Annotated in this window: 25 protein-coding genes; 18 read left to right on the top strand and 7 right to left on the bottom strand. The window is 49.4% G+C overall.

Going from position 1 to position 20,545, the window contains the following annotated elements; genetic code table 11:
* The first annotated feature begins 92 nt into the window (after window positions 1–92).
* From ACZ2GZ_RS13435 to ACZ2GZ_RS13395, 9 genes are all read left to right on the top strand, one after another.
* Window positions 93–965 (top strand): TetR/AcrR family transcriptional regulator, encoded by an 873-nt coding sequence (locus ACZ2GZ_RS13435; RefSeq protein WP_214716112.1) that lies wholly within the window; start codon window positions 93–95, stop codon window positions 963–965.
* Between the two features lie 146 nt (window positions 966–1,111).
* A complete protein-coding gene (locus tag ACZ2GZ_RS13430) occupies window positions 1,112–2,125 on the top strand; it encodes a LacI family DNA-binding transcriptional regulator (RefSeq protein WP_470295324.1) in 1,014 nt (337 codons plus the stop codon).
* Between the two features lie 199 nt (window positions 2,126–2,324).
* Window positions 2,325–3,635 carry an ABC transporter substrate-binding protein gene (locus tag ACZ2GZ_RS13425; protein ID WP_470295323.1) on the top strand — a complete coding sequence of 437 codons (1,311 nt, stop codon included), beginning with the start codon at window positions 2,325–2,327 and terminating at the stop codon, window positions 3,633–3,635.
* 61 nt (window positions 3,636–3,696) lie between these two features.
* Window positions 3,697–4,596, top strand: a complete 900-nt coding sequence (locus ACZ2GZ_RS13420) for a carbohydrate ABC transporter permease (protein WP_021065310.1) — start codon at window positions 3,697–3,699, stop codon at window positions 4,594–4,596.
* Between the two features lie 3 nt (window positions 4,597–4,599).
* Window positions 4,600–5,526: a carbohydrate ABC transporter permease gene (locus ACZ2GZ_RS13415; protein ID WP_021065309.1), complete on the top strand. Its 927-nt coding sequence runs from the start codon at window positions 4,600–4,602 to the stop codon at window positions 5,524–5,526.
* Window positions 5,527–5,550: 24 nt separating this feature from the next.
* Window positions 5,551–6,903 carry a GH1 family beta-glucosidase gene (locus ACZ2GZ_RS13410; protein WP_214716120.1) on the top strand — a complete coding sequence of 451 codons (1,353 nt, stop codon included), beginning with the start codon at window positions 5,551–5,553 and terminating at the stop codon, window positions 6,901–6,903.
* A 137-nt stretch (window positions 6,904–7,040) separates the two neighbouring features.
* On the top strand, window positions 7,041–8,174 hold the full coding sequence (locus ACZ2GZ_RS13405) for an MrcB family domain-containing protein (protein WP_470295322.1): 1,134 nt from the start codon (window positions 7,041–7,043) through the stop codon (window positions 8,172–8,174).
* A gap of 40 nt (window positions 8,175–8,214) precedes the next feature.
* Window positions 8,215–8,457, top strand: coding sequence for a hypothetical protein (locus tag ACZ2GZ_RS13400; protein WP_214716124.1), 243 nt, complete (start codon window positions 8,215–8,217; stop codon window positions 8,455–8,457).
* 2 nt (window positions 8,458–8,459) lie between these two features.
* Window positions 8,460–8,909, top strand: a complete 450-nt coding sequence (locus ACZ2GZ_RS13395; RefSeq protein WP_214716126.1) for a WapI family immunity protein — start codon at window positions 8,460–8,462, stop codon at window positions 8,907–8,909.
* Window positions 8,910–8,947: 38 nt separating this feature from the next.
* On the opposite strand, the gene ACZ2GZ_RS13390 is transcribed toward ACZ2GZ_RS13395, so the two are convergent.
* The 6 genes from ACZ2GZ_RS13390 to ACZ2GZ_RS13365 all read right to left on the bottom strand — a co-directional run bounded on the left by ACZ2GZ_RS13390 (window position 8,948) and on the right by ACZ2GZ_RS13365 (window position 13,451).
* Window positions 8,948–9,097 (bottom strand): hypothetical protein, encoded by a 150-nt coding sequence (locus ACZ2GZ_RS13390; RefSeq protein ID WP_470295321.1) that lies wholly within the window; start codon window positions 9,095–9,097, stop codon window positions 8,948–8,950.
* A gap of 76 nt (window positions 9,098–9,173) precedes the next feature.
* Window positions 9,174–10,502 carry a PTS sugar transporter subunit IIC gene (locus ACZ2GZ_RS13385; protein WP_470295320.1) on the bottom strand — a complete coding sequence of 443 codons (1,329 nt, stop codon included), beginning with the start codon at window positions 10,500–10,502 and terminating at the stop codon, window positions 9,174–9,176.
* An 11-nt stretch (window positions 10,503–10,513) separates the two neighbouring features.
* Window positions 10,514–11,920: a GH1 family beta-glucosidase gene (locus ACZ2GZ_RS13380; RefSeq protein ID WP_470295319.1), complete on the bottom strand. Its 1,407-nt coding sequence runs from the start codon at window positions 11,918–11,920 to the stop codon at window positions 10,514–10,516.
* A 15-nt stretch (window positions 11,921–11,935) separates the two neighbouring features.
* Complete coding sequence (locus ACZ2GZ_RS13375; RefSeq protein ID WP_021065302.1) at window positions 11,936–12,244, bottom strand: PTS sugar transporter subunit IIB; 309 nt, start codon at window positions 12,242–12,244, stop codon at window positions 11,936–11,938.
* Window positions 12,241–12,588, bottom strand: a complete 348-nt coding sequence (locus ACZ2GZ_RS13370; RefSeq protein WP_021065301.1) for a PTS lactose/cellobiose transporter subunit IIA — start codon at window positions 12,586–12,588, stop codon at window positions 12,241–12,243. The genes ACZ2GZ_RS13375 and ACZ2GZ_RS13370 overlap by 4 nt, the downstream gene beginning before the upstream one ends.
* 152 nt (window positions 12,589–12,740) lie before the next feature.
* Window positions 12,741–13,451: a GntR family transcriptional regulator gene (locus tag ACZ2GZ_RS13365; protein ID WP_214834031.1), complete on the bottom strand. Its 711-nt coding sequence runs from the start codon at window positions 13,449–13,451 to the stop codon at window positions 12,741–12,743.
* A 198-nt stretch (window positions 13,452–13,649) separates the two neighbouring features.
* Here ACZ2GZ_RS13365 and ACZ2GZ_RS13360 point away from each other — a divergent pair, with 198 nt between their 5' ends.
* The 7 genes from ACZ2GZ_RS13360 to ACZ2GZ_RS13330 are packed head-to-tail and all read left to right on the top strand — an operon-like array spanning window position 13,650 to window position 17,272.
* Window positions 13,650–14,093, top strand: a complete 444-nt coding sequence (locus ACZ2GZ_RS13360; protein WP_214834912.1) for a hypothetical protein — start codon at window positions 13,650–13,652, stop codon at window positions 14,091–14,093.
* Window positions 14,090–14,518, top strand: coding sequence for a hypothetical protein (locus tag ACZ2GZ_RS13355; RefSeq protein WP_214803474.1), 429 nt, complete (start codon window positions 14,090–14,092; stop codon window positions 14,516–14,518). The genes ACZ2GZ_RS13360 and ACZ2GZ_RS13355 overlap by 4 nt, the downstream gene beginning before the upstream one ends.
* Window positions 14,519–14,522: 4 nt before the next feature.
* Window positions 14,523–14,966, top strand: a complete 444-nt coding sequence (locus ACZ2GZ_RS13350) for a hypothetical protein (RefSeq protein WP_470295318.1) — start codon at window positions 14,523–14,525, stop codon at window positions 14,964–14,966.
* Window positions 14,967–15,476, top strand: a complete 510-nt coding sequence (locus tag ACZ2GZ_RS13345) for a hypothetical protein (protein WP_214803468.1) — start codon at window positions 14,967–14,969, stop codon at window positions 15,474–15,476.
* Entirely contained in the window at window positions 15,469–15,939 is a 471-nt protein-coding gene (locus ACZ2GZ_RS13340) for a hypothetical protein (RefSeq protein ID WP_214716144.1), read from the top strand. Before ACZ2GZ_RS13345 ends, ACZ2GZ_RS13340 begins: the two co-directional genes overlap by 8 nt.
* A gap of 32 nt (window positions 15,940–15,971) precedes the next feature.
* On the top strand, window positions 15,972–16,517 hold the full coding sequence (locus ACZ2GZ_RS13335) for a P-loop nucleotide/nucleoside kinase family protein (protein ID WP_470295317.1): 546 nt from the start codon (window positions 15,972–15,974) through the stop codon (window positions 16,515–16,517).
* On the top strand, window positions 16,514–17,272 hold the full coding sequence (locus ACZ2GZ_RS13330) for an endonuclease/exonuclease/phosphatase family protein (RefSeq protein ID WP_470295316.1): 759 nt from the start codon (window positions 16,514–16,516) through the stop codon (window positions 17,270–17,272). Before ACZ2GZ_RS13335 ends, ACZ2GZ_RS13330 begins: the two co-directional genes overlap by 4 nt.
* 32 nt (window positions 17,273–17,304) lie before the next feature.
* Here the strand turns inward: ACZ2GZ_RS13330 and ACZ2GZ_RS13325 are convergent, their stop codons facing one another.
* The gene (locus tag ACZ2GZ_RS13325) at window positions 17,305–17,640 is read right to left on the bottom strand and encodes a hypothetical protein (protein WP_021065292.1); all 336 of its coding nucleotides are present in this window, start codon (window positions 17,638–17,640) and stop codon (window positions 17,305–17,307) included.
* 414 nt (window positions 17,641–18,054) lie between these two features.
* Between ACZ2GZ_RS13325 and glmS the strand changes: the two genes are divergently transcribed.
* Complete coding sequence (gene glmS / locus ACZ2GZ_RS13320) at window positions 18,055–19,851, top strand: glutamine--fructose-6-phosphate transaminase (isomerizing) (protein ID WP_470295315.1); 1,797 nt, start codon at window positions 18,055–18,057, stop codon at window positions 19,849–19,851.
* 143 nt (window positions 19,852–19,994) lie between these two features.
* On the top strand, window positions 19,995–20,486 hold the full coding sequence (locus ACZ2GZ_RS13315; RefSeq protein ID WP_029596137.1) for a DUF2798 domain-containing protein: 492 nt from the start codon (window positions 19,995–19,997) through the stop codon (window positions 20,484–20,486).
* Window positions 20,487–20,545 lie beyond the last annotated feature (59 nt).

The raw sequence follows: 20,545 nt of genomic DNA, 5'->3' as shown, positions 1-20,545 counted from the left end.
TACCCGTTGTACAAATAAATCAACCATTTTGTACTGCCAGTTCAAAATGATATACTTAAGGTACAAAACAAGCAGAACGGAGCCATGATTCTATGAAAGATAAGAAACGAAAAGTCGCTGATGTCGCCATGAACCTGTTCATCGAGAACGGGGTGCAGCAGACGTCGGTTCAAGAAATTATCGAGCGGGCCAATATCTCGAAAGGGACGTTCTACAACTATTTCGCCTCGAAGACGGACTGTGTCGCCAACATTCTCGAAAACTTGCGCTATGACGCCGGCCAACGCCGAATCGAGATGCAGATGGGACGGGACAAACGGGACAAGGACGTCTTCATTGAACAGATCTCGATTTTGATTCAATTGAATGAAGAGCGGAACTTGCACGCCTTGTTCGAGTCGATCATGTCGGCAAACGAGCCAGAGTTGAAGAAGCTAGTCTTGCAACATCGCGTCTATGAGATTGAGTGGCTCGCGATGCGTTTGACTGAGATTATTGGCGAACCGATTCGTCCGTATTCGGTCGAATTGACCGTACTCTTCAATGGGATGTTACAGCATGTCATGTTCACGCTCCGCATCACGAATACGGCGTACTCGATTCAAAAGTTGGTGCGAAACTTATACGCTTACGTGGAACTGATGGCAAACCGTATGATCGAGACAGGGGAGCACATTCTAAACCCGGTCACAGTTGATCAAATGCGTGGGACGACCGATAAAAATCTCGTCACGAAAGACGAATTGATTGAGATGGCGGAACGGATTCACGCGCATGTCAAGATGACTGAAGAACAAGAGGATTTGTTTGAGGCGATTACGTATGAGTTGCACCGAGACCGGCTCCGGAAAATCGTCATCGAGCAATTGCTCAAACCGTTCCAACGTCTGTTTAAAGGCGTGACCGGGGAGACGGAAGTGCAGAAATTTACGAATCTCGTTTGGTTGTATACACGAACACACTGACGACAAAAAGTAGGTCGATGCAGTAATATAGAAGAAACACGGCACGAAAATAAATCTCAAAACATTCCACGAAAAAGAATTGATTCCTACAAATTCGTGCGCTACAATCAAATTACCGAAAGCGCTTTCGGGAAGAGGAGACTGACATGGGTACGATTTATGATTTAGCAAAAAAAACGGGCTTTTCGATTACGACCGTCTCTAAAGCGTTGAATAACTATAAAGACGTCAGCGAAAAGACGAGAGCCAAAATATTAAAAGCCGCGGCTGAGATGGACTATCTGCCGAACGCGCACGCACAGTCGTTATCGACGAAAAAGTCGTGGGCGATCGGGGTCATGTTCTCAGAAGCGAACGAAGTCGGAATGAAGCATCCGTTCTTCAATGGCATCATTGAAAGTTTCCGTCACGCCACCGAGGAACACGGATATGATTTAATCTTCGCCTCGCGTAACCTCCGCAACCGCGACATGAGTTACCTCGAGCACTTCAAACACCGAGCGGTCGACGGCATTGTCGTCATTTGCTCGGACCGGATGGATGAACAAGTACAAGAACTCATGCAAAGCGACATCCCGATTGTCGTGGTCGATATGGACAGCGCCAACTGTAGCGTCGTCTATTCGGACAACGCGGAAGGGGCCCGCATGGCTGTGAACTACTTGTATGAGTTAGGCCATCGCGCCATCGCACATATCGCCGGCGATTCGTCGATTGACGCTGGGGCGGCCCGGGTCAAAGGGTATGAGCTTGCCATGCACGCGCTCGATTTACCGATTCAACCAGGATACTTGGTGAACGCCGGGTTCTTCTCGGTCGAAGAAGGCAAGCAGGCGATGGAGAAGTTGTTACTATTGGCGTCACCGCCGACGGCTGTCTTTGTGGCAGGCGATCAAATGGCAATCGGGGCAATCGAAGCCGTCCATGAACACGGTCTCCGGGTCCCGGAAGACATCTCGATTATCGGCTACGATGACATCGAGATGATCAAGTACATCACGCCGAAACTGACGACAATCCGGCAAGACACGGACGAAATCGGAGAGGCGGCGGCCGAGCTGCTCATCGAGCAGATGACAGCCAAAGAACGACGGACTGAACGTCGCGTCATCCCGGTAACATTGATTGAACGGGCATCGTGCGCGCCGGTCAAAAAGTAAACAAGTCACGATGATGTTTCGAAGTCGCTCTGTTCGCTTCAGCGGAATGGAGAGAAGAGAGCGATTTCGAAAATCATTCACCCCAAATCGAAACCGCTTTCGATATTTTATTTTCGATTCTTTCGAAAGCGCTTTCGACAATTATTTACCTCTTCTTGTAAACGCTTTCTAAAAAACACTTATAAAGGATGGTTCACACATGCGTAAAAAATTAGTTAGCTTACTCTCTATCGGAGCACTATCAGTCGGTGTCTTGGGCGCATGCTCAAATGACGAAGGGTCTTCAGAATCGTCAAACGGCAAAGACGACGTACTTAAAGTTTGGTCGTTCACGGACGAGCTTAAAGAGCCAATCAAAACATACGAAGAGAAGAACGGCTTTAAGGTTGAATTGACAATCGTTCCAATCGCGGACTATCCGACGAAACTAAAGCCGGCACTTGAAAGCGGCGTTGGGGCACCGGACGTCTTCACAGGAGAAATCGCGTTCCTTAAGCAATGGGTTGACGCAGGCTATTGGGAAAACCTTTCAGACGAGCCCTACAACGTCAATGAAATCTCAGACGACTACATCCCTTACGTCTTCGACCTTGGGAAAGATAAAGACGGCAACGTGCGCGCGCTTTCGTGGCAAACGACACCAGGTGGCGTCTACTACAAACGTAGCTTAGCAAAAGAAGTGCTCGGTACGGATGACCCGACTGAAATCGGCAACATGATGAGTTCGATGGACGGCGTCTTCGAAGTTGCTGAGAAGATGAAGCAAAAAGGCTACAAGATGTTCCCAGACGAAGGTGCGATTCGTTGGTTCTCACAAGGCGCGAACCCAGAAGCATGGGTAAACGACAACAACGAACTCGTGTTGACAGAAGACAAGATCAACTACATGGACTACGCGAAAGAGCTTCGTGAGAAACAATACACGGCACTCGCTCCAGAATGGTCACCATCTTGGTTCGAAGGTATGTCGAAGCCGATCAAAGTTAAAGAAGGCGGCAAAGAGACAGAGACACAAGTCTTCTCTTACGTCCTCCCGACATGGGGTCTTCACAGCGTCTTGAAAGACAGCGCGAAAGACACAGCCGGTGACTGGGCAGTCACGAACGGTCCAAGCCCGTACTTCTGGGGCGGCACATGGCTCGGCGTTTATGAAGGATCGAAAAATAAAGAAGCTGCATACGATTTCGTTAAGCTCATGACACAAGACGAAGAGTTCTTGACTGGCTGGGCTGAAGAGACAGGCGACGTCCTCGCTTACAAACCAGTTACCGACAAAATCAAAGATGACTTCAGCGACGAGTTCCTCGGCGGACAGAACAACTATGACTTCTTCCTCGAGCAAGCGGATGAAATCACACCAGGGATTGTCACGAAATACGACCAACAACTCGACACGCTCTACGGCGCTTCAGTCCTTCAGTACGTAGAAGGTAAGAAGTCGAAAGAAGAAGCAATCGAAGAGTTCAAAAAACAAGCGAAGAACGCTTACCCAGACATTACAGTTGACTGAAGCAAGCTAACCAGTGGGGGATTTCCCCCCTGAAGGGTTGCTATGGAAGGAGTAACACGACGTGAAAAAACTAGACCGTTACGGCTATGCGTTTATTGCCCCATTTTGGGTCGTCTTTTTGACATTCAGTATCTACCCGGTCTTCTTGACCCTGTACTACAGTTTCACTAACTATACCGGCAGCCAAGGAGAAGAGGTCGTCGGCTTTGCGAACTACGCGCGCCTGTTGACAGACACATATTTCATCGAGGCGTTCGTCAATACGATCAAGATTTGGGGAATAAACTTTGTCTTGCAAATCGGTCTCGCGCTGGCACTCGCGCTCTTGTTCTCAGATTTACGTTTGAAGTTGAAGGGCCTCGCGTTCTTCCGTTCATTCTTCTATCTTCCTAACTTGATCACAATCAGTTCGGTTGCGCTCTTGTTCGGAATCTTGCTCGACTGGCAACATGGATCACTCAACATGATGCTCTTGAAACTTGGTATCATCTCTGACCCGATCAATTGGTTATCGCAACCGGTGACGGCACAACTGTCCGTCTCGCTCATTTTGACATGGATGTGGTTCGGTCACTCGTTCATCATCGTCATGGCCGGTGTATCGGGGATTTCACAAGACTTCTTCGAAGCCGCCCATATCGATGGCGCGAACCGTTGGCAGATGTTCACGAACGTCACGGTCCCACTACTCAAACCCATTCTTTTGTACATCATGATCACATCGCTCATCGGTGGTCTTCAACTGTTCGATCTTCCGCTCCTCTTGACAGATGGAATCGGTGCACCAGATGGCTCGTTGAACACGATGGTTCTCTACTTGTATAACCAAGCATTCAAGTATAACAACTATGGCTATGCGGCAGCGGTCGCTTACGGCTTGTTCTTGATCACACTCGTCTTCTCGGCGATCGTCTTCAAAGGGATGTTCCGTAAAGAACGCGCTGCGCAGAAGGGAGCATAAGCAATGGAACAAAATGCAGAATCACGGCGTATGCTCGCCGACAGCGAAGTTCAGCCGCCGCGCGAGGAGAAACCGCTCCGTGTGTTACCGCCCAGTAAGAAACCGAAAAAGAAATGGTTCAGCCGTGGTTTGATTTACACGGGCTTGATTATCTTAACGATTGTCTGTTTCATCCCATTCTTGATGATGCTCGTCAACGCGACTCGGACGAACGGTGAAATCATGTCTGGTTTCTCGCTCATCCCGGGATCGGCGCTCGTCGACAACTATGCGATTTTGAGCGACTATATCAACATCTGGACCGGCTTTAAAAACAGTTTGATCGTCGCGGTGCTCGTGACGTTGCTCTCTGGTTACTTCTCAGCCATGACAGCGTTCGGATTCGCCTTCTATAACTTCAAAGGCAAAAACGTGATGTTTATCTTCATGCTCGTCATGATGATGGTCCCAGGGCAACTTGGACTGATCGGATTCTACGAGATTTCGAAAACACTCGGGATTCTCGATTCGTTCATCCCGCTCATCATCCCGTCGATCGCCAGTCCGTTCGTCGTCTTCTTCATCCGCCAATACACACAAGCGACGCTGCACGTCAGTATGATCGAAGCAGCGCGAATCGATGGAGCGAGCGAGCTTCGCATCTTCCATACGATTGCTCTCCCGATGATGATGCCGGCCGTCGCGACGATGTCAATCTTTACGTTCATCGGCTCATGGAACAACTACTTGATGCCGCTCGTGCTCTTGTTCTCACCTGAGAAGTACACGTTGCCGGTACTCATGGGCTTCTTGAAAGGTTCACAAGTCGCCGAGAACCTCGGTGCCCTTTACCTCGGTATCGCCATTTCGGTCGTGCCAATCATGATCGCCTTCTTGTTCTTGTCGAAATATATCGTCAGCAGTATCTCGGCTGGTGCGGTCAAAGAATAACTAGAGAGAAAAGAGGAATAGACTATGCAGTTTAACAAAGACTTCGTCTTCGGGACCGCGACTTCGTCGTATCAGATTGAAGGCGCATATAACGAGGACGGGCGCACTCCGTCGATTTGGGACATGTTCTGCGACATCGACGGACGCGTGTTCGAGAAGCATAACGGTGACGTCGCCTGCGACCACTACCACCGCTTCGAAGAAGACATCCAGCACATCAAACAGCTCGGTGTCGACACGTATCGCTTTTCAATCGCCTGGCCGCGCATCTTCCCGGCGAAGGGTGAGTTCAACCCGACTGGGATGGCGTTCTACAAGACGCTGGCGACACGCCTCCGTGAGGAAGGCATCAAGCCGGCTGTCACGCTCTACCACTGGGATCTCCCGATGTGGGCCCACAATGAAGGCGGCTGGGTGAACCGCGACTCGGTCGACTGGTTCCTCGACTACGCCAAAGTGTGCTTCGACGAACTCGACGGCATCGTCGACTCGTGGATCACACACAACGAGCCATGGTGTGCCGGATTCCTCGGCTACCATCTCGGCGTTCACGCACCGGGCCATCGTGACATGAACGAAGCGGTTCGCGCCGTGCACCATATGCTTCTCTCGCACGGGAAAGCGGTCGAACTGTTGAAACAAGAGTTGAAGTCGACGACGCCAATCGGCATCACGCTCAACTTGTCACCGGTCTACGCGAAGACGGACTCGGTGAACGATCGACTCGCACAAAACAACTCGGACGGTTACTCGAATCGCTGGTTCCTCGATCCAGTGTTCAAAGGTCAGTATCCGGTCGACATGATGAACTTATTCGCGAAATACGTGCACACGTACGATTTCATCAAACCAGGTGACATGGAGACGATCTCGACCGAGTGCGACTTCTTCGGCATCAATTTCTATAGCCGCGGACTCGTCGAGTTCAGCGCGGCCAACGACTTCATGACGGTTGCTGCTTACTCCGATTACGACAAGACGGGCATGGGCTGGGATATCGCCCCGAACGAATTCAAAGACCTGATCCGTCGCTTACGTAACGAGTACACTGACCTTCCAATCATCATCACCGAGAACGGCGCCGCATACGACGACGTGCTTGAGAACGGCGAAGTCCATGACGATAAACGGATCGACTACGTCCAAAAGCACCTCACAGCCGTATCTGATTTGAATGATGAAGGCATGAACATCGCTGGCTACTATCTTTGGTCCTTGATGGACAACTTCGAATGGAGCTTCGGTTACGAGAAACGTTTCGGCATTCTCTACATCGACTTCGACACGCAAGAGCGCGTCTGGAAAGACAGCGCAAAATGGTACGCCGGTGTCATCGCGGACCATAAAGCCAAACACGCGGATAGCGTCGAGGCGTAAGACGAATCCATCCCTGCCGCTACAGGGATGGATTTTTTGTGTACATAAATAAAGTTAATGAGAAAAGTAATATAAAAAGAAGTGTTTTGGTAAAGTATAGGTAATAAAGTAATTTAATTGATAAATGAGGTGGGAATATGAATAACAAAAATCTTGAAAGTACGTTCCGATATGTATTAAACAATTATTTGACTGAAAAGCAATCTTCATTTGAAAAAAATGAACTCAGCCGTGAAGTTAGAAAAGACATTCCGAATTTAATGTACGAGCAGTTAAACTTAGATCAGAAAAAATATGCGATCACTGGTTCAGTAGGAAAGGGGAATTGGGCCACGATACCATGGATCGGTTTTTTTGATCGTTCGATCACATCTTCAGCTACTAAAGGATATTATCTGGTATATCTTTTTAAAAGCGACATGTCGGGATTTTATCTCAGTTTAAATCAGGGATATACATATTTCAGTAAAGAATACGGAGCAAAAATGGGAAGAGAGAAAGCTAGAACAGCTGCTAGCATTATGCGCAGTAAGATCAATGTACCTTCAAAGTTTAATCTGAAAAAAATTGATTTAGCATCCCAAAAGGATTTAGCAATTGGATATGAAAATGGTCATATTATGGGTATCTATTATGATATCAACGCGATACCAGATAACTCGGTTCTCATACAAGACTTTAATTTGCTGTTAGAAAGCTATCAAAAATTAAAGACATTACTTAACGACCGAAGCGCTGAAGAATTCAACAGATATATTCTTTTAAATGATGATAATGCATACCTTGAAAATAATGAAATCGAATATCAACAAGCTGTTGACCGATATTCTAGTATCGTCAAAGAGGAAGATCCATCTTTAGACGAAAAGCCAAGACCACGTAAACAATTAGTGATTGATGAGAGTGGTCGTCAAAAATATCCACGAGATGTTAAAGAGGCAACTACGGCATTAATTAGAGCGGGATACAAATGTGAGGTAGAATCTGAGCACTCGACATTTCTTTCTAAATCTTCGGGACAGCCTTATTGCGAGGCACATCATTTCGTTGGTATATCTCGATATGATAATTTTCCAGATGTTGATTTAGATCGTGCAGCGAATATTATCTGCTTATGCGCTAATTGCCATCGTAAAATTCATTATGGCGTAGATGAAGATCGTGTAGACATGATTGAAAAATTGTATGAACAAGTGAATCCAAGATTAGAAAAAGTCGGGATCCAAGTTACTTTGAATCAAGTTAAAGAATATTACGGAATAGGGAATTGATCTATTAAGTGCATTAGCCACTTAAAGGAGGTTGTTACTAATGAAACGCAACTATGCGACGTACGAAGTGACAGGCTATGACGACAAAGGAAAGATCAAGTTCATCCATTTGAAGGAAGGCGAGTTTATCCTGCCGGTCGAGATTAAAGGGGACGACTTGACGAAAATCAAGAAGATGATGGAGCTCAACCCAGGAGTGACGGTCATCGTCCATGCGGCCGTCGATCAGAAACGGATGCGTCTGCAGGAGATTGACGGTTATTCGCTCAGGAAGGACGGATAACGATGCCGATCGCCAAACTGATGTCACGAGACGAGTCGTGTGATGTGACAATCGAGAGCTATGCGTACGCCTATCCTGACGCCGACAACATCCATGACGCGGCCTGGCATCGTAATTGGGTCGGGCTCCATACGCCGGACCATCGCATCACGTTCGATGACGTCATGCTCGACAGTCTGCTCGTGGCTCACTACATACCAATGTTCGAGTCATTCGTAGCGGGCGACGTATCCGAAGTCGATTTTGAGCCGACCGAACCATTCGTCAGCTTGACGGTGACGAGAAGAGACGGAGATGGGGATGAAGTCACGGTAAAGGGGTATCTCGAGCATCCGCTTGAAGGTGAGTCTGAGGAGCTTGCGTTCACGTTTGAGACGTCTGTGAGCAATGTGACGCGTTTTTTGGAAGGGTTACAGGCAATCGCCGACGCATATCCGATTCGAGATCTGTAATCGAAAGCAGCCAGCACTACGAATAGGCTGGCTGCTTGTTAATGAATGATTTCTTTTCTAGCTTGAACGCCAGCTGCGAACAGAAAGATGACTCCAAGAACGAACGGGATGACAGACTCTAGGACGATGCCGGCAAGGAACGAGGCGCTCATTAATAAGCAGAACGCGACCGTATAATTTCGTTTCATCTATATACCAACTCTCATACTCATTTCCCTAAATATAACAGCCCTTCTCATCGCTGAGAAGGGCTGTCGTTTTTACTTAGGCTGACGCTTTGTCTGCGTCTTCTTGTGCTTTCAACTCTTCACCGTACGAGACGCGGTCTTGCATGCGGACGAACGGGAGGTACACGGCTACGGCCATAGCAATCGTTGCAATCTGCAAGAGCGCTGCACGCCATCCGCCGATTAAGAAACCGGAGATTACTGGTGGTGTCGTCCAAGGCACTTGAAGCGCGTTGAACGGGTCGACCCAGCCCCAAAGGATTGAGAAGTACACCATGAACGATGCGATGGCAGGAACGATGACGAACGGTACGAACATGATCGGGTTGAACACGATCGGCATCCCGAAGATGACCGGCTCGTTTATGTTGAAGAGACTTGGTGCAAGCGATAGCTTACCGAGTTGCTTCAAGTGAGCCGAACGGGCGACCATGAGTGTTGCGATGATGAAACCGATTGTGATTCCTGATCCACCGAGCTTCGTGAAGACGTCGAGGAACTGGATGGTAACGATTTTCGCGTTCTCACCGGCAACGAGTGTTTCACCCGCATCGAGGAGTGCTTGGTTTTGAAGCGCGTTTGCTGTAAGAAGTGGTCCCATAATCCCCATGAGGATGGCAGCACCGTGAATTCCACACCACCACATGACTGACATGAGCACCATGATGATAACGGCTCCGGCAAGTGTGTCTGTCAAGTTTTGAAGTGGTGCTTGAAGCACGTCATAGACGACTTCTGTGAACGTACGATCAGCAACCGCTTGGAAAATCGCAAATGTCGCGACCGCAAGTGTGATAATCGCAAGACCAGGAACGAGTGCTGAGAATGAGTTCGATACGCCTGGTGGAACACCGTCAGGCATTTTGATGCTGATGCCGCGTTTGATGAACTGCGAATAAATGAATCCAACGACCAATCCGACGACGATGGCAGCGAGGACACCTTGTCCGCCTGTCCATACTTTCGGGATGACTCCGCCGACTGTTTCTCCACCTTCAGAGAGGACAGACGCTTGCGTGATGATCAAGAACGAGATGATTCCGAGGATACCAGCTGGTACACCTTCGATTTTTTCGTTTTTAACATACGAGTAAGCGATTCCGAATACACCGATTAAAGCGAGAATGTCGAACGTCGCACCGACGACTTGCGTGAGTGGAAGCGTCCAATCAGCTCCGAACAATCCTGACATGAAGTCAGCCCAACCTGGAATTGGGAGAGCAAGGATGAGCAAGAACAATGACCCGATGATCGTCATCGGCATCGTCAGGATGAACCCGTCCTTAATAGCAAGGACGGGCTTGGCGTTCGCGAAACGAACGAACCCTGGCGTGAATTTTTCAAATACGGTTTCTAAGCGGCTCATGGGGAACCTCCTTATAGGTTTTCAGCGCGAGTAGCGATAATGTCTTTGTACCAGTAGAACGATTTTTTCTTCTTACGAGCAAGCCCGTTGGCGTGGTCAACGTAGATGAAGCCATATTGCTTCTTATATCCGTTGAGCCAGCTGAGAAGATCGATGGCCGACCAAGCGTAGTAACCTGCGACGTTGACACCTTGTTCGACAGCGTGTTTCACGGCGCGGATATGACCTTCGATGTATTCGATGCGAGCGTCGTCGACGATTTCTCCGTCTACGATCGGGTCTACATCACCGAGACCGTTCTCTGTGATGTAGATTTTCACATCGCCGTAACGATCTTTGAGCATGTGCATGCCGTCAAGGAACGCTTCCGGTGAGATTTCCCAAGCCCATTTCGTGTAGACCTTGTCATCCATCATGACCGTCTTATAGACGCCATCGAATGATGGGTTACCCGGGCGGCCTGTCGAGTTCTCACGGCCACCGGCCATGACGAGCGCCGAGTCATTTTTCATGACGCGTTGCGGGCTGTAGTAGTTGAGGCCGATGAAGTCGTTCATTGAAGCCGTGCGCTTCAAGAGGTCGAGCTCTTCGTCTGTCATGTCAGGAAGAAGGCCTTGCTCCTCGAGTCCTTTCACGACGTATGCTGGGTATTCACCTTTCAAGATCGGATCATAGAACCAATGCGTCGAGTAAGCGTTCGCGTGCATTTCAGCGAACTTATTCTCTTCGGCGTCATCGATGCTGAAAGCCGGGTTGAACACGTGCGTGATTCCGATTTCGCCGACGTATCCGTTTTGTTTGAACAACTCGACGGCACGAGCGTGAGCGACGAAGACGTGGTGTGTCGTTTGGAAGTAACCTTTGACGTCGCCTTCGATGCCGGGCGGGTGTGCCCCAGTCAAGTAGCCGAGCGAGCAGAAGATGACCGCTTCGTTGAACGTGATCCAGTGACGGACACGGTCGCCGAACGATTGGAAGCAAGTATCGGCGAAACGGACGAATGCGTCAACCGTCTCTGAATTTTTCCAGCCGCCTTTTTCTTCAAGCGCTTGCGGGAGGTCCCAATGGTAGAGTGTCACGAAAGGGACGATGTTGTGCTTCAAGCACTCGTCAATCAAGTTGTTGTAAAACTCGAGTCCTTTTTCGTTCACTTCACCTGTGCCGTTCGGGAAGACGCGCGGCCATGAGATCGAGAAACGGTATGATTCGAGTCCCATCTCCGCCATGAGTGCGATGTCTTCTTTATAACGGTGGTAATGGTCGACTGCGACGTCGCCGTTTGTATCTTCAAATGTTTTCCCAGGAATTTTCGAGAAGACGTCCCAGTTCGAGAGTCCTTTCCCGTCCTCGTTCCATGCACCTTCGACTTGGTAAGAAGCCGAGGCAGCGCCGAACAAGAAATTATTTGGCATTTTCAAAGTGGTCACCTCAGTTTATTTATTTGCGAGTTTTAACGCGTGGTCTAATACTTTCGTTCCGTTCATCATGCCGTAGTCGACTGTGTTGATGACGTCGATTGGAACACCTTTAGGCTCACAGATTTGTTTGCCTTTCGCGAGCAAGTATTTGACTTGTGGTCCGAGAAGCGCGACGTCGAGGTTGTCCACGTACGTTTCCATTTCTGATTCTGGGTAAGCAGCGATTTCAGCCTCAAGGCCTCGTTCAGCGGCAACCGCTTTCATTTTTTCTACTAACATACTTGTTGACATACCTGCTGCACAGAAGAGTCCGATTTTCATCATTTTTGATCCATTCCTTTCAATTGGTTGATTTCGTTTTGCATGTTCATCATATAGCCGAGCATCTCTTTAACGAGGATGGTGTTCATCAAGTGGTCTTGCGCGTGCACCATGAGGACGCCGACCGTAGCCGTTTTCCCTTGTGCTTCGAGTGTGACGAATTTCGTCTGGATGGCGTGTGCTTCTTTCAATGTCGCATCCCCAGCTTTGACCGCTTCAGCCGCTTCCTCTGCCTTGCCTTCTTGCATCAATAGCATCGCGTGATGGTAGCTCGCTTTGGCGTCGCCTGAAAGAGCGATTAAACCGAAAATATCTTCGGGTGTAATTTCGATTGTTTCAGAAACCATAGTATCTCTCCTTTTTGTATGGATAACCAAAATTCATAGGTACAAATTCTACAAATTGATAGTAGCACGAGACCGCTTACATGTAAACCCTTTCTTTTCGTCCGGAATGTGAACATAAAAAAACGCACACGAGAACAATCTCTCGAATGCGTTTAGGACTTGATGTTAGAGACTTTGAGCATCTTCACATGGCGGAAATGATGTGTCGAGCGCGATACGTCGAAGATTTGACCGTTCGTCAAATAGACGGTGTTGTCCACGAGGAGGGCCGGGTCGTTCTCTTTCAGTCCGAGCAGTGTCGCGTCTTCTGCGTTCAAAAAATCGGCGTAAATGACACGGTCGGCAAAACCGATGGCGAGCTTTTGGTCGTTGCGGAAGTAGTTGTAAATCGACTTCTCGGTGATGTTCCGGTCGAGATAGACGACGAGATCTTTCCGGAAATACGAATCCTCGACCGAGAACGGATGGTCATCGACGAGCCGGAGACGTTTGACGTAGTAGACGGGTGTCCCGACGTTGCACTTCATCCGTTCGGCGACTTCGTCGTTCGCTGTCGTCAATTCGAAATCAAGGACTTGCGTTTCGACTTTCCGTCCACTGAAGTCGCTCGTAAGACCTTGCAACTTCTCGAGGTTCACGTAATCGCTCATATAATGGTCACGGACGAAGACGCCGCTCCCTTGCACTTGATAGACGTAGCCTTTGTTGACGAGAATCTCGATTGCTTTTCGGACCGTGTTGCGGCTGACGCCGTACTTGGTGGCGTATTCGTCCTCGGTGAGGAGCTTGTTCGTATGTTGATAGACGTGATTCATAATATCCGTCTCAATCTGTTCGGCGACTTGTTTATACTTTGGGGACATCAGGGTCTGCACCTTTCACATGAAAATTTGTAGGTATGAATACGCTATCAGTATATCAGAAATTATATATGGGTGGAGGACAATCCTTCGGCAATTGTTGAAAAACGTCGAACGATTGTAAAGAGAATCCTAAAAATAGGCGAAACAAATTGGAAAGGTATTTCGTATAGAAAAGGAGAAGAGTGAGGGGGAGAGGGAATGGCACAATCAGTTCGAATGGAACGGGAACGAGAATGGAAGCAACGACACACACGCATCGGCTACGCTTTATTGGCGGTAGTCATTCTAGCGTTCGCTTTCATGTTCTTTGGACAGGCGACGTGGATTGCCGTACCGCTCGGGCTTGTCGGCATCGCGCTGTTCGTTTCAGACGTGGCGAAATATCGGATGAGGCGTTCGTTTTTGGTCGAGTCAGCCGCCCAAAAGCTACTCCGTTGGCAGTTGGTGTACGACATCGTCAATACGAGTGTGCTTGTCATCATGGTCGGTGGTCTATTGATTTTTAGTCGCGACAACATCTATTGGGCGTTCGCGGTCGTCATCTGGGGAATCATGAGCGAGGTCGTATCGCGCCGCTTGAACCGGGCTTTAAAAGCGCATGACCCGATGTTACGCGCCCTCGAGCTGGAGGAAGCACGATGAAGGAACGGATCGAACAGGAACGGGCGTGGTTTCGTTCATTCCAACAACTCATCTTTGGGATCATCGGTGTCTTGTTGACTGTCGTCTTTCCAGTTATATCATGGACGGGTCATCTGTTTTGGGGAATTGTCTATATCGGACTAGCGCTCGTCCCCGTCAATGTTATGTACATGCGAAGGTCCCGGATGCGGCAAGCATTGAATCCACCATTGGCGCATCGCTATCGCCAGCAACTATGGAGTGACTGTTTCAATACGATCGCCTTCTTTATCGCTTTGAATGGTCGTGAGTTGTTTGAGTCGAACGAATGGTACATCGTTGGGGTTGTTGTCATTGGAGTGGCTGGATGGATGACGATACGAATCGAAAAGCGGATGAAAGAAGAGGATGTGTGGCTTCCTACATATGAACAGCTTAAGGGGTGAGCGGATGGAATATTCTATTCAACAAGAAGTCCAATCGATTAAACGAATTCAACGCTTTGGGGGCGCGGTCCTGGGCACCTACATTCTATTAATGATTATTGCGCTTCTATTCGAAAAGATGTTATTGATTCCTCTAATGTGGACCGTCGCTGTGTTCCTTACTTTCATGGGGCATAAACAATACCGTCTCCTTCGCCATGTCTCGACGCACCCAAAAAGCTTACAGTGGCTAAAGGTCGAATATGCGGATACGTGGATTAGCGCGCTGTTGATGGGCACGTTTATGACGGCGTTATTAACAATGGAGTCGCTTGGAATTGTGATTGGATTTCTATTTGGGATTTGGGGGTTAACTGCAAATCATCGGAAACGATTCATTGAACGTCAGTTGAAAAAGCATGATCCTCATGCACCGACGTATGAAGAATTGATCGAAAGGATGAGTTGAATGGAACTATCACCACAATCAAAGCAACAGATTGATACGATTCTTCGATTTGAGAAGTGGACGAGTTGGGGCTTCGGCATCCTGGTCGTTTCTGCGGTCGTTGGGATGTTAATTTACGCATCGTACTGGGACATGCCCGAGTCATTTATCCTTGTGCTCTTAGTGTCGGTTTTCGCTCTGATGATTAGCATCGAAACGACTCGATTTCTCATGTGGCGTCGGTTCGTGAAAAATGGACAGGCACGGAAACTGCTTACGCTCCGGTATACGATTTATTTGATTGGGGTTAGCGCAATCGGATACTACGGGATTGTCGTATTCTATGAGACGCCACAACCGCAATCATTTCAGGCGTTCTTGTTGTCGCAAGCCTTTTTCTGGGGAGCTGCCTTTTTCGGGAAGTGGCTCGATCGCATCATCCAAAAGCATGACGGCCATTATTTGACGGGGGAGGATTTAAAACTGATTCGGGAAGCGCGCGACATCGAGAAGGAGCAAGGTCATGGATAAACGAAGCCAAATGCGTGAATTGACGGCGTTCGACCAGAGAAAGCATTCCACACAAGTGTTTTTGTCAGCGGTGTTGGCCGCACTTCTATTTTTCTCATTAGAGTATAATTGGCTCTCACCAATGACAGTCATATTTCTCAGCATCGCAGCGGGTCTTCCCGATTTTCGCAAGATGTGGCAACGCGAGAATATTAAAAAACAATTTTTGAAGTCGGATGCAGCAAAGCGGCTCATCCATCTTAACTCCATCTTCGGGCTCGTGACACTACCACTCTTCCTATTATGGGTTTATGCATTGCTCACGGATTTGATTACACTCCAAACGTTCGCTTTGATTGGGCTAGGAGCATACGTGCTCGCCATTCTTGAGCATCGTCTTTATGAGCGTCATATGACTCAACTCGACGAGCACTACGTCACGGAAGCCGAATTGCGAGAAGAACAAAAGTGGGGGAGCGCTTAGGCGCTTCCTCTTATATGTTAAGGAGGATAATGATGAATCGGAAAGTATGGATCATTTCAGGTCCGGCTGGTGTCGGGAAGTCGACGACGGCGAGATGGCTCGCTCAAAGCATGGAGAAGAGTGCATACGTGTCGGGGGATGACATCAGTCATATGGCAGTCTCTAGTCGTGAAAGGCCATGGGAATCGGAGCGGGCAAACGATTTGGTTTGGAAGAATATCGTCGCGTTGGCCGAAAATTTTCTTGAGGCAGGGTATGACGTCGTCGTGGACTGGGTCGCCTTTTGGCAAGACGTGAAGCGTTACACGGCTCACTGGATTGAACAAGGTGTCGAAGTGCGCTACGTCATCTTATGGGCGGAGCAAGACGTTCACGTCCAACGTGATCAACACCGGCCGAGCGATGCGCAGATGGGGGAGCGGGTCATCATATTGCGGAACGAGTTTCTAAGCTCGGGTGCACCGGACCGTTACTATTTAGACAACACGGTCGGTGAGTTGAGAGAGATGATTCAACAGCTTCAAGAAAGCGAACAATTCGTGCTGACAGATTTGCAACAAAGTGTAGCCAGTACATGAGGATTGCGACGTTCAACCTCTGGAACAATCCGACATTATGGTCGAAACGGATCGATTCCATCTGTACCACAGTGAAGATGATTGACGCCGATGTGCTGGCGCTTCAAGAAGTCAAAACGCATGTGGAAGGGGAGCAAGGCATCAGTGTAGCCGAGCAGATCGCCAACGAAACGGGCTATCCGTTTTGCGTGTTTCTCGCCTATCCGGATTCACCCGATGAAGGGCTCGCTGTCTTAAGTCATATTCCGCTCGAGACGAATGATGCGATTTGGCACCACGAGGTAGAAGAAGCGAACTACTGTGCGATGCGGGTGACGTTTCAAGCAGGAGGTCACGCGTTCGGATTGACGAACGTCCATCTGAATTGGAGGTCGCCGGTCATTCGGGAAGCACAAGTGCAGGCGGTCCGCGAGTGGATTGGTGAGGGAGAACGTTACGAGCTGCTATGTGGTGACTTCAATGACAATCCGCAGTCGGAGATTTATCGTGATTTGACCGCACATCGTTGGATTGATGTCGCCACATGTCATCGTGGAGGGGATGAGCCGACGCTGGATTATGGACACAATCCGTATTTGAAGCAGGATTCTTTGCAGAAACAACCAGCACGCTACGATTGGATGTTATGGCGTCACGACGAAGGGAACGTCCCCTTCATCTCGAACGTGGACGTGTTTGGAAAGACGTCTGATTCGATCACCGACGTGCTGCCGAGTGATCATTATGGGGTCCTACTCGACATCGACATCTTTTAAAAAAGGGGGAGCGCTTGAGCGCTGCCCCGTTTTCATTTAAACGTACGGATGACGAAGTAGAGGCAGATGAGGAACGGGATCAAGAACATACTTCCGATCCACTCGCCTTGACCGAATAGGAGCCAGGCGAAGAGCTGGAATGACAAGACGCCGCCGGCAGCAAGTCCAGCAAAACGATACGCTTTCGGGCGAAGCGACGGGTCATCCCACCATTCTTTAAAGAATGGGAAGCTGAACAAGAGCGCGAGCGCCAAGAAAAAGGCGGCCGGAAACACAAGAAAATCCCCAACTTCACTCTGTCCTTCGATTTGCAGCCATTTGGATGCGGTCGATAAGATGATGCCGATGACGAGAAAGACGATATTCATAGCCATTCCTCCACTCCATCTAATAGATACTTCCATCATGCCCGAACGAGCTCGCCGGGACAAGCCTGTTCAAAAAAGTAGCTTTTTAGTGAAAGTGGTGACTTTTACATGAACAGTAAAAAAGTATCGGATTTTGTTGTGACATAAACACTTTCGGATTCAATCGAGACCGGCTAGCATGAAAGGGTATCTGGAGAAACGGCCAGCTATGAAGGGAAAAGCGCCAGAACTCTTCGGAGTTGACGAGGTTGGGGGTTATCGAGTTTTCGGCGGATGCCTCCTAGTCGCCTGTCACGACTACAAGTGTTCTTTTAAAACGTTCGGGTGACCGGACGGACAACGAGGAACACGTTGACAGCACTCTAAAAAGCCCGTTTCCTTTTTCGAGAAATCGAATCGATGAGGAGAATTGTTATGTGTGGAATTGTAGGAATGATTGGTCAAGTCGGAACGAAAGAGATTTTATTAAAAGGATTGGAGAAGCTCGAGTATCGAGGCTACGACTCAGCCGGAATCGCGCTCGTCGGTGATGATGTCCATGTATTCAAAGAAGTCGGTCGCATCGCTGCACTTCGTGACATCGTACCGGTCGAAGCGGAAGGCGCCATCGGCATCGGCCACACACGTTGGGCGACACACGGCGTGCCGAGCGTCCCGAACGCCCACCCGCACCAGAGCACGACGGGCCGCTTCACGCTCGTCCACAACGGTGTCATCGAGAACGACGAGCAGATCAAGGCGACGCTCGACGTCCCGTTCCTCTCAGAGACGGACACAGAAGTCATCGTCCAGTTGATGGAGAAGAACTTCGTCGTGCTAAATGACGTCGAGGCGGCGTTCCGCAAGACGTTGGCTGAGCTCCACGGCTCGTACGCGATCGCGATGATCGACTCAGAGGATCAAGAGCGCCTCTACATCGGCAAGAACAAATCGCCACTCCTCGTCGGACTCGGCGACGGCACGTTCAACGTCGTGGCGTCTGACGCGATGGCGATGCTCCAAGTGACGGACCAGTACCTCGAGCTCCACGACGGCGAGATCGTCATCTTGACGCGCGAATCGGCGACAATCAAGACGCTCGACGGCGAGGTCCTCGAACGTACCCCGTACACGGCCGAGATCGATGCGTCAGACATCGAGAAGGGCACGTACGCGCACTACATGTTGAAGGAGATGGACGAGCAACCGGCCGTCATCCGCAACATCATCCAACACTACCAGAACGAGAACGGTGACATCGAGCTCACGGAAGGCGTGCGCTCGCTCGTCTCGGAAGCGGACCGCATCTACATCGTCGCCTGTGGCACGAGCTATAACGCTGGGCTCGTCGGAAAAGACATCCTTGAGCGGATTGCCGGCATCCCGACCGAGGTCCACGTCTCGTCAGAGTTCGGCTACAATATGCCGCTCTTAAGTTCACGTCCGCTGTTCGTCTTCTTGTCACAGTCTGGGGAGACGGCCGACAGCCGGGCCGTTCTCGTCGAAGTGAAGAAACGCGGCTACAAGGCGCTCACGATGACGAACGTACCAGGGTCGACCCTCTCACGTGAAGCGAACGAGACGATGCTTCTTCACGCCGGCCCGGAAATCGCGGTCGCGTCGACGAAAGCATACACGGCTCAAATCGCCGTGCTCGCCATCCTCGCCTATGATATCGCCCGCGCGAACGGGAAAGAGTTGCCGTTCGAGTTGATGCCGGAACTCGCGCGTGTCGCGACGATCATGGACTCGATCATGTCGCAAAAAGAGCTGTTTGAAGATTTGTCGGACCGTTACTTGAAGACGACGCCGAACACGTTCTTCATCGGACGTGGCCTCGATGCGTCGGTCTGTCTCGAAGGCGCGCTCAAAGTAAAAGAAATCTCGTATATCCAAGCAGAAGGCTACCCGGGCGGAGAGCTCAAACACGGTTCGATCGCCTTGATTGAAGATGGCACACCGGTCATCGCGCTCATCTCGCAACCGAAGACGAACTTGAACATTCGCGGCAACGTCAAAGAAGTCGTCGCCCGTGGTGCGAACGCGTGTATCATCTCGATGCAAGGCGTCGAGCACGAGAACGATGAGTTCATCTTGCCGCACGTCGAACCAATTCTCGCCCCGCTCATCACGGTGTTACCGGTTCAACTCATGGCGTATTATGCCGCGCTCGCCCGTGGCTGTGACGTCGATAAGCCGCGTAACTTGGCGAAATCGGTGACGGTTGAATAATTTAAAAAAAAATGCTTACGAAGCAGGCCTCCAACTTGCTACACTATGACAATCAGTTTGTAGAGATATTGGTCATAGACCAAAAATATATGTCGCAAGATACGTCTACCCTCTGAAATCATATGTTGTATGGAGGCTTACTTATGTACCAAGAAGACCGATTACCTCAAAACCCTAAAGAAGGCGTCCTGTTCATGCTGATTATTTCGATTTTGTCCGTGAACACGATCGCGCCGATCATCGTCGGGATGGAACGTGGCTTTAGTGTCGCCCATTATATCGACACGCTCAAAATCATCCCGTTCGCCTGGATTGCGCTCATGATCTTGATTCGCTTCATCGTCAAACCGGCAGCCGGGATGCTATTCAAACGATTTGCCGGAGAAATGGATGGCTTTAACGCCCGAATCTTATTGAACATCGTGTTGAACGTCTCGCTGATCTCATTTTTCATGACGATCATCGGACCGTGGATCGGGATGGGGGAGATCAATTTTGATACGTTGCAACACTTTTTCCCGACGTGGTTCCGTAATTTTGGTATCGCGTTCTGGATTGAGTTATTGTTCGCCCAACCGATTGCCCGTGCCGTTATGAAGTCGATTCATGCACGGAATCGTCTGAAGGCCGCCTAACTTTAGACACAGCATCTTTCCGATTGAGGAAAGGTGCTTTTTACTGCTTGCCGATATCT

The organism is Exiguobacterium sp. KKT215 (assembly GCF_055635335.1).
This window is presented reverse-complemented; position numbering and strand designations above follow the sequence as displayed.